Source organism: Sphingobium sp., from assembly GCF_035511395.1.
Classification (GTDB): Bacteria; Pseudomonadota; Alphaproteobacteria; order Sphingomonadales; family Sphingomonadaceae; genus Sphingobium.
The window spans coordinates 20,416-28,205 of record NZ_DATKFP010000411.1; the positions used below are offsets into that span (position 1 = coordinate 20,416).

A 7,790-nucleotide genomic window follows, 5' to 3' on the forward strand; every position below is an offset into this window, starting at 1 on the left:
GAGATCGCTTCGGCGCGGAAAAGTTCGTGATTGGTCATTCTCATCGGCCCTTATATATATCACAATGATCGTTCTGATATGCTGCGACGGAAGGAATTGCAACAATGATCGTTGTGGAAAATAAGAAAACGCGCGGGCGACCGCGCGCCTTCGAGCGGGACGTGGTGCTTGATCGGGCGATGGAGATATTCTGGAGCGCCGGCTACGAGGCCGCCTCCGTTCCGATGCTGACCACCGCAATGGGCATCTCGGCGCAGAGCCTGTACGCCGCCTTCGGTTCAAAGGAGGCGCTCTACCGCGAGGCGCTGGAGCGATATCGCGTGACGATCGGCGGGTTCGCAGCGCGCGCGCTGGACGAGGAAGCGGACGCACTGCTCGCGGTCGAACGTCTTCTGCGCGATGCGGCGACCACTTTCGCCCGGACCGTTGGCACACCCGGCTGCATGATCGCCACGCCATCAACGGGCGCGACCGAGGCGGAGTTGACTGAACTAGGCCGCACGTTGCGCGCTGAAAGTGTCGACAGGATCGCCGAGCGGCTTGCTCGCGGGATCGCCGCAGGGCAGATCCGCTCCGATACAGATTGTGCGGCCTGGTCGCGCTATATCGGCGCCGTGGTGCAGGGCATGTCGATCCAAGCCCGGGATGGCGCGTCGGCGGATGCCCTGCTGGCAACCGCCGAGGTTGCCGTCCACTCGCTGAAGTCGCTGAGCGTCTAGCCCAATCAGATCACCCGCACTTTTCCGTCATCACGATTCGCACTGTTGAGGCTCGATGAACGTCCGCTCATCGAGCCCCACCCCACCGTGACCTGCAAAGTACGCTGATCGGAATCAGTGATCACCGTAGCGGTTAGCAAGCCAGTTTGGTACGCGCCGTTCTAGTTCCGACAGACAGCAGCGGCTGTGATCAGACCCGTGCTAGCAATGCTGGATAAGATGCTGGCAGAATAATTCCCGTCAGGGTCGACAAGCAGTGCGCGCCTCATGACCTTCAATTTACTGGTATCAGCTTACAGGCCTGATTTACTGCGACCCGATAAAGATGGAGGAAATTCATCGGCGCATGACGTTTACGGCTTGTCTCTGTGAACGGACTGACGTACCAAAAATGTGCCGATAGCTAATTCGTGCTTCGGTCGTAGGCGTTAACGTCAACCAACGCGCCATCCAAAGAGTCTCCGAGACTCCGGTGAATAGGCGCATATCGTGACGAACGTCTCCCCCCTCCCATATCATGGCCTAACAGGCTCGCGGGAAAATCATGCCTGATACGTCCACCGGTTTCGATCGGAACGCGCAAGACGCGTTGCACAGCTCTGCCGATTTGCTCACGGCATTCAATCGGATCGCGTCCGCTTTGGAGAGGATCGCACCGCCATCCGTCTCGGCAACCGACATGCTCGCATTTCCCGGCTATGTCTTCGGACCGCCACTACGGCAACTGACGCCGGTTTCGTCGATCGATCATGTTGCGCTGTCTGCCCTCGTCGGCATCGATGCGCAGAAACGCGAGTTGCTCTCGAACCTCAGAGGGTTTGCACGCGGTACGCCCGCGAATCACATGCTGCTTTGGGGCGCTCGGGGAACCGGCAAGAGTTCGCTCACCAAGGCGGCACATGCTTCCATATATGCCGAAACCGACGGCCGCGTTGCCCTGGTCGAGGTTCCCAGGCAGCATATCGAGCAGCTGCCGACACTGCTTGACCTGCTCGGCGGTATCGATCGACACTTCCTGCTCTTCTGCGATGACCTAACCTTCGATGACGGTGATGGGGCGTACAAGAGCCTCAAGGCCGTGCTCGACGGCGGGATCCGCGGTTGCCCCGCCAACATCCTGCTGGCGGTGACGTCCAACCGCCGCCATTTGCTGCGCCGGGAGATGATCGAAAACGAGAGATCATCCGCGGTCCATGCGAGCGAAGCGGTCGAGGAGAAGGTATCGCTTGCCGATCGCTTTGGCCTCAGTCTCGGCTTCCACAATGTCGCTCAGGACGATTATCTTGCCATGGTGATCGGCCACCTTGGTGTGTTGGCCCATACCATGGACGCCGATGAGTTGTCGCGGGAGGCAGACAACTGGGCGCGGCGACGTGGTTCCCGTTCGGGACGCGTGGCGGTTCAGTTCGCGAAGTATGTAGCAGCCGGGAGGGACGCGGCATGATGCTGCATCTGCTCGACTCTTCGCCGCTCGCCGGTTTTGGGAACGCCCGCGACCGGGTGGCGCGAGCGGTCGCGAGAATTGCAGCTGACGTGGGCGTCATCATGATCGATGACGAGGATCGCGGGAATGAAGGCGACCTGATCTTCGCGGCCGATAACCTCTCGGTGCCTCAGATGGCGCGGATGATCCGTGACGGATCGGGGACCGTCTGCCTGATCCTGACCGCTGCCAAAGTCGAGACCTTGGATCCACCACCCATGGTCGCCTCCAATTCGGCGCGGAACGGCACGGCATTCACAGTCTCGAGCGAAGCCCGCCATGGGGTCACGACGGGGGTCTCTGCAGCGGATCGCGTGCGGACCATCCAGGCCGCGATCGCCGCCAACGCGCGCCCGCAAGATCTGGCACGCTCGGGGCATGTGTTCCCGTTGCGCGCTCATCCCGGTGGTCTTGCGGCGCGCCGGGACATACTGAGGCAACGATTGACCTGACGCAGCGAGCAGGACGGCCTCCAGCGGGCGTATTGTGCGAAATCATGAATGCCGACGGGTCGATGACGCGGCTGCCGCTACTCGTGCAATATGCGCTGGAGCATGATTTCCCGATCGTGACCATCAAGGATCTGGCGACGTATCCATGTCTAGCAACCAGCACACACGAAAGCGAATATCACAATAATGTCTGCGACTGAGACAATCGATGATGGCGTAAAGCCCGTGGTGGGAAAAGTTCGTATCCAGGCGCTGGACGTCATTCGCGGAATGTCGATCATGGGCATTCTGGCCGTCAATGCCGATGGTTACGCAGCGCCTCAGGCCGCATCGCTTCACCCCCAGACGTGGCTTTACCCCAATGAGGGAGCGACGGCCCTGTCATATTGGGTGATGGATACCTTCTTCCACGATAAGTTCGTCACGCTCTTTTCCATGCTTTTCGGCGTGTCGCTTTTCCTTGTCGGCGGTGAACGGTCGGACAGGCGCAAAGGTGTGGTTCTGGCCCGGCGACTTGTCGTACTGTTTGCTTCGCCATGCTGCACGGATTCGGGATCTGGTGGGGCGACATCCTGTCACTCTATGCCGTGACGGGCGTCTTGATGTTCTTCTGTCGGTCATGGCGGCCTAAGGTTCTGCTCACAATCGGTATCGGCCTCTACGCCATCATGCTGATACGCCAGATGCCACCAGCGTCATTGCCGCTATCAAATCCACCGGCGGCACATATATCGGCTCAGCAGCACTCCCCATCGTCAAGCTTGGCAAAGCGCAAGGCGGCGATCGCCGCTACGATGGCTGAGGCAAAGGGATCCTGGTCGGGTGCGTACCGCGTGAACGCACGATCTTATCTCAATCTGCTGCGCGGTGACTTTTGGTTGATCCCGCAGACGCTCGGTCTGATGATGATCGGGTTGGGCCTGTTCAAGCAAGGCTACCTTGCGGGGCGCTCAAGCACCCGTCGCTACGCCATGACGATAGCCGTGGGCCTACCGGCGCTTACCATGATCGGATGGCTCTGCTGGCAGGCAGATGTGCTCGAGGCTCCATTGCCCATCACCGGTGCCGCGTTGCTGGCGTTAGCGCCGTTTGTCGCTTTGGCGTACGCGGCTGCGCTTATGCTTCTGCTGCGGACCGCGGTTGCGCCAGCTATGCAGCCGCTGTCTGCCGCGGGTCGCATGGCGTTCACCAACTATCTCTCACAGTCGATCATAATGACCTCGATTTTCTATGGGGGACGCGGTGCCTTGATGGGTGAGGTAGATCGTCCAGGTCTGTGGGCGATCATCGTGACTATTTGGGCATTGCAGCTGGTCTGGTCGCTGCTATGGCTCGCCCGTTTTGAAATGGGGCCACTTGAGTGGATATGGCGCATGCTGACTATCGGTCGTGTCATTCCGTTGCGCAAGCCGACGCGATAGTCAGCTTGATCGTTGCGGCCGGCAGGCCAGCGACAGCCGGAACGAGATAAGTCGCAACATTACCGTTAATGTCCCTGCGATTGGCCAGGAAAGAAACGAATCTGACATTGCAGGCAATCGACCATCTATTTATCATCAAATGTGATAGATATATGGCATCTTCCCCCAACTAATGGCTGGACCCAGTTGAAGGCAGCCGCTGCCTCACTGTCGAGAAATTCGTCGTCTCCGAATATGATCGCCGTTTTGAGATCTGCCGCTAAGGCACAGGTTTTCATGAGGTTATCCAGATAAATACGCACAATCGTCAGTTGATGAACGATCAGCGCGGGCTTTACATGACAGGTTTCAGGCTCAAAGCGGCCGTGTCGCAGAACCACCCGAAACGGCAGTAAAGCCCCCACGACGTTCCGGCAGAAGTCGACCAACATGCGCCTTTGCTGGGGCGGTGAATGAGCGTCCGCCAAGGACAAAAACGGTTATTCTTGCCCCGCAGCGCTATTCCAGACCACTCCCTGTGACATTTCGCTACCTCTGCATTCAGGAAACCGATCCCGACCTTAAATATGCATTAGCACTAATGTAAATGGCGTTCATGACAAGGATCGAACCTGGACTCGGAGAGCTGCTCCGCCACCTTATGGAAATGGTCGATCGCGGGTCCGAGCTGCGATATCAGCAGCTCGGCTTAGACTACCGCCCGCGCTATACGCCTATCCTCCGCGCTATCGCTGCAGGCGCACGAACTGTCACCGAGATCCGCGACACCTGTCATCTGACGCAGGGCGCTGTGAGCCAGACGGTCGCGCTAATGATCGATGCCAGCCTGCTTGAACGCTCCCCGCTGCCCGACGGCCGCAAATCGGAAGTGCGGCTTACCGCCAGGGGGGAGGCATTGCTCGCCGTGGTCGTCACGCATTGGGAGAGCATATTCGCGGCCATAGACACGCTCGAGGGCGAAATCGGACATCCCGTCCGTAAAGTCCTGAGCGACACCATCGAGGCGCTGGACCGCCGCGCTTTCAGCGTACGGCTCAGCGACGCTGCGGCTTCCCGATCCGCATATCCGCAAAGGAATTGATATATGCCGATCACGGCTCAAAACTGGTTTGATCAGGGTGGTGAAGCCTATTCGCGGTTTCGTCCTGACTACCCCGACGATCTTGCACGCCTGCTCGGAGAAATCGCACCGGGCAGGAACGTCGCACTCGATGTCGGTTGCGGGACGGGTCAGTTCACCCGACAGCTCGCCGCTCAGTTCGAGACAGTGGTTGGAACCGATCCAAGTGCCGATCAGGTTGATCACGCGCAGGCGTATGAGCGCGTCCGATACGAAGTCGGCTCAGCAGAGCGGATCGACCTGCCAGATCGCAGTGTGGACCTCGTAACAGCCGCGCAGGCCGCACACTGGTTCGACCTTCCGGTATTTTACGAGGAGGTACGCCGAGTCGCCGTCCCCGAAGGCCTTCTTGCCCTTATCAGCTATGGGGTAGCCCAGCTCGACCCTGGTTTGAACGACCGCTTCCTGACTTTCTACCATGACGAGGTTGGCCGCTTCTGGCCGCCTGAGCGTAAATTGGTGGATGACGGCTATGCCGGTATCGACTTCCCGTTCCGGGAACTGCCTCCCCCCCGTCTCGAAATCGAGCGGCATTGGTCTGCAGCAGACTTTCTGGGCTATATCTCGACCTGGTCGGCCGCCCGCCGTGCCCGGGAGGCCGGCGAAGAGCGACTGCTTGAGGCGTTTGCCGAGGACATCTTCAAGCTTTGGGGCAAGCCGGATCAGCGCCGGACGGTCAGGTGGCCGATCAACATGCGCTTGGGAGATGTTATCTGACATCGGTCCCGGCAGCGACGCCCTTACCGATCGGTCTGCGGCATACGGAATCCATGCTTGTCATGCCTCGCCATACGGTGCCCGAACTGGGTCAGGGATGGGCCGGCTTCAGCGACATGCCTCCAGTGTTCGCGACCGCCATGATGATCGGATTTATCGAACAGACCTGTATCCAGGGTGTCAGGCCTTATCTCACAAATGCCCAGCGCACGGTGGGCACCCATGTTGATGTGTCTCATGTCTCGGCTACCCCCGTTGGCCGGCTAGTTACCGCATCGATTGAGCTTACCGAAGTGGCGGGCAGGACGCTCCACTTCGATGTCTCCTGTAGCGACGACCATGGCCTGGTCGGTGAAGGCAAGCATGAGCGGGCCATCATTGATTTCGAGCGCTTCATGCAGAAGATGACGGTGCGCTGATCGAGCAATGGAAAATGGCGCCGTCTGCCAGGACGCGACATCGGTGCAGGAGTGAGGCCATGCCGGTGGCAGGTTTCGGCAAACATCGCCATTCGCGGCTGATCTCTGGAACGGCGGAAAAGTCCCACGAACTTCCGGCAGATGGCGACCAACTCAAGCCGCTTTGGTGAACACCCAAGAATGTCGCCTCACGCCAATTGCAGTCGCTGGCGGGAATAGCGCCACGGGTCATCCGCATTGCGATCCCATGCCCGCGCGATGAGCGACCTGGAGCAAAGCGGACAGCGTCGAGACGTTAAGCCGCTCCATCAGGTGGGCGCGATGCGCCTCCACGGTCCTCGGACTGATACCGAGCACCCGAGCGATGCTTTTGTTCGTACCGCCATTGAGCAGACCAAGCAGTACCTCGCGCTCTCGACGCGGCAACCTCAAAAGGCGGTCAGAACCATCATCCTGGTCGGGGCCACCTCTGTTAAGATTGTGCGGCAATGCTTCGCAGGCGCGGCAGATGGCCCGGTCCAGATCGTCAGAAACCATCGGTGCGATGAGAAAGTCGATCGCTCCTCCACGCATGGCGCTGATCACCTGCTGCGGCGGCGTCGCGGCATCACCGACGAAGATGAGTTGAAGATCGCTCGGTCGCCCTTCTACTATCTGCGCCAATGCCCCGTCGGCATTCTCTGTGCCGCGCAGATCCACTATCAGACAGCCCGGATTGAGTATTTCGGCAACTTTCAACAACTCGCTGGCGGTCGAGAAGCGCTTGATCCGGCTCGCGCAGCGCAGCATCTGCGCCTCGATGATGCCGTCCAGCGCTTCGACGCGCTGTACGAGATAGATCAGAATCTCCGGAGAAATGTCCTCGATGATGCCGCCGATCCAGTTTTCCTCGCCGGGGCCGGGCGGGATGGGAAAGCATGTCTCGCGCACTTTGCAGCGGATGACGCCGGCCATGTCCACGATGCGATAGTCATGTCGCTGCACCTGGCCTGAACTTGCCAACGCACGATATTCGGTCACAGACTGACGGTCGTCGGGATGGATATGAGGCAGGGACGATGCCGGGATGTTGGAATCGATATCCCATAGCCTCTCCGTCGCCGGGCTGCGATATTCGAGATCACCGGTCTCGGCATGGGCGATCCACAAGGCAACGCTGCTATGCTCAGCGAACCGGCGCAGGCAGGCGTCGGCGATGGTCGTGCAACGGATGGCATGCCGCGGTCTGTCTATTTCCTCGATCAGGACTATCGCGCCAGCCAGCCTCTCGCATGTCGTATCGGAGAGCGGGATGGCGCTGATCGTCGCCCATGTCTGACGTCCGCCTGCTTGACCGAGCAGGAAGTCCAGCGCGGGCGCGCCTTCCTCCCCTGCCAGAGCCCGGACGGCAGGATGGGCGGGCGCGTCGATACGGGTGCCGTCGGAACGATAGCCTTGCCATCTTTTGTCCAGAAGACAT

9 protein-coding genes and 2 pseudogenes are annotated in these 7,790 nt (G+C 59.8%); 9 read left to right on the forward strand and 2 right to left on the reverse strand.

Going from position 1 to position 7,790, the window contains the following annotated elements:
• Positions 1 to 179: 179 nt before the first annotated feature.
• From VMR39_RS30585 to VMR39_RS27835, 6 genes and pseudogenes are all read left to right on the forward strand, one after another.
• Positions 180 to 293 (forward strand): annotated as a pseudogene (locus tag VMR39_RS30585) (TetR/AcrR family transcriptional regulator); the annotation flags it as partial.
• A 290-nt stretch (positions 294 to 583) separates the two neighbouring features.
• Complete coding sequence (locus VMR39_RS30590; RefSeq protein WP_414712607.1) at positions 584 to 778, forward strand: EspF repeat-containing protein; 195 nt, start codon at positions 584 to 586, stop codon at positions 776 to 778.
• A gap of 620 nt (positions 779 to 1,398) precedes the next feature.
• Positions 1,399 to 2,163, forward strand: coding sequence for an ATP-binding protein (locus VMR39_RS27820; protein ID WP_325421337.1), 765 nt, complete (start codon positions 1,399 to 1,401; stop codon positions 2,161 to 2,163).
• A 101-nt stretch (positions 2,164 to 2,264) separates the two neighbouring features.
• Positions 2,265 to 2,854: pseudogene (gene ribB, locus VMR39_RS27825) on the forward strand (3,4-dihydroxy-2-butanone-4-phosphate synthase).
• Positions 2,841 to 3,245 carry a hypothetical protein gene (locus VMR39_RS27830; RefSeq protein WP_325421341.1) on the forward strand — a complete coding sequence of 135 codons (405 nt, stop codon included), beginning with the start codon at positions 2,841 to 2,843 and terminating at the stop codon, positions 3,243 to 3,245. Before ribB ends, VMR39_RS27830 begins: the two are co-directional and overlap by 14 nt.
• The gene (locus VMR39_RS27835; protein WP_325421342.1) at positions 3,191 to 4,075 is read left to right on the forward strand and encodes a DUF418 domain-containing protein; all 885 of its coding nucleotides are present in this window, start codon (positions 3,191 to 3,193) and stop codon (positions 4,073 to 4,075) included. The genes VMR39_RS27830 and VMR39_RS27835 overlap by 55 nt, the downstream gene beginning before the upstream one ends.
• Before the next feature lie 125 nt (positions 4,076 to 4,200).
• On the opposite strand, the gene VMR39_RS27840 is transcribed toward VMR39_RS27835, so the two are convergent.
• Positions 4,201 to 4,506, reverse strand: a complete 306-nt coding sequence (locus tag VMR39_RS27840; protein ID WP_325421344.1) for a hypothetical protein — start codon at positions 4,504 to 4,506, stop codon at positions 4,201 to 4,203.
• Between the two features lie 155 nt (positions 4,507 to 4,661).
• On the opposite strand from VMR39_RS27840, the gene VMR39_RS27845 reads away from it, so the two are divergent.
• The 3 genes from VMR39_RS27845 to VMR39_RS27855 all read left to right on the forward strand — a co-directional run bounded on the left by VMR39_RS27845 (position 4,662) and on the right by VMR39_RS27855 (position 6,331).
• Positions 4,662 to 5,156, forward strand: coding sequence for a MarR family winged helix-turn-helix transcriptional regulator (locus VMR39_RS27845; protein ID WP_325421346.1), 495 nt, complete (start codon positions 4,662 to 4,664; stop codon positions 5,154 to 5,156).
• A 3-nt stretch (positions 5,157 to 5,159) separates the two neighbouring features.
• Complete coding sequence (locus VMR39_RS27850; protein WP_325421348.1) at positions 5,160 to 5,912, forward strand: class I SAM-dependent methyltransferase; 753 nt, start codon at positions 5,160 to 5,162, stop codon at positions 5,910 to 5,912.
• Positions 5,913 to 5,974: 62 nt separating this feature from the next.
• On the forward strand, positions 5,975 to 6,331 hold the full coding sequence (locus VMR39_RS27855; RefSeq protein ID WP_325421349.1) for a thioesterase family protein: 357 nt from the start codon (positions 5,975 to 5,977) through the stop codon (positions 6,329 to 6,331).
• 228 nt (positions 6,332 to 6,559) lie between these two features.
• Here the strand turns inward: VMR39_RS27855 and VMR39_RS27860 are convergent.
• A partial coding sequence (locus VMR39_RS27860) for a LuxR C-terminal-related transcriptional regulator (RefSeq protein WP_325421351.1) occupies positions 6,560 to 7,790 on the reverse strand: 1,231 nt, incomplete at its 5' end.

Excerpts from the sequence above, each read along its gene's own strand:
- VMR39_RS27830 (WP_325421341.1), top strand. The coding sequence starts at position 2,841 with ATGTCTGCGACTGAGACAATCGATGATGGCGTAAAGCCCGTGGTGGGA.
- VMR39_RS27835 (WP_325421342.1), top strand. The coding sequence starts at position 3,191 with ATGCTGCACGGATTCGGGATCTGGTGGGGCGACATCCTGTCACTCTAT.
- VMR39_RS27855 (WP_325421349.1), top strand. The coding sequence starts at position 5,975 with ATGCCTCGCCATACGGTGCCCGAACTGGGTCAGGGATGGGCCGGCTTC.
- VMR39_RS27845 (WP_325421346.1), top strand. The coding sequence starts at position 4,662 with ATGGCGTTCATGACAAGGATCGAACCTGGACTCGGAGAGCTGCTCCGC.
- VMR39_RS27840 (WP_325421344.1), bottom strand. The coding sequence starts at position 4,506 with ATGTTGGTCGACTTCTGCCGGAACGTCGTGGGGGCTTTACTGCCGTTT.
- VMR39_RS27820 (WP_325421337.1), top strand. The coding sequence starts at position 1,399 with ATGCTCGCATTTCCCGGCTATGTCTTCGGACCGCCACTACGGCAACTG.
- VMR39_RS27850 (WP_325421348.1), top strand. The coding sequence starts at position 5,160 with ATGCCGATCACGGCTCAAAACTGGTTTGATCAGGGTGGTGAAGCCTAT.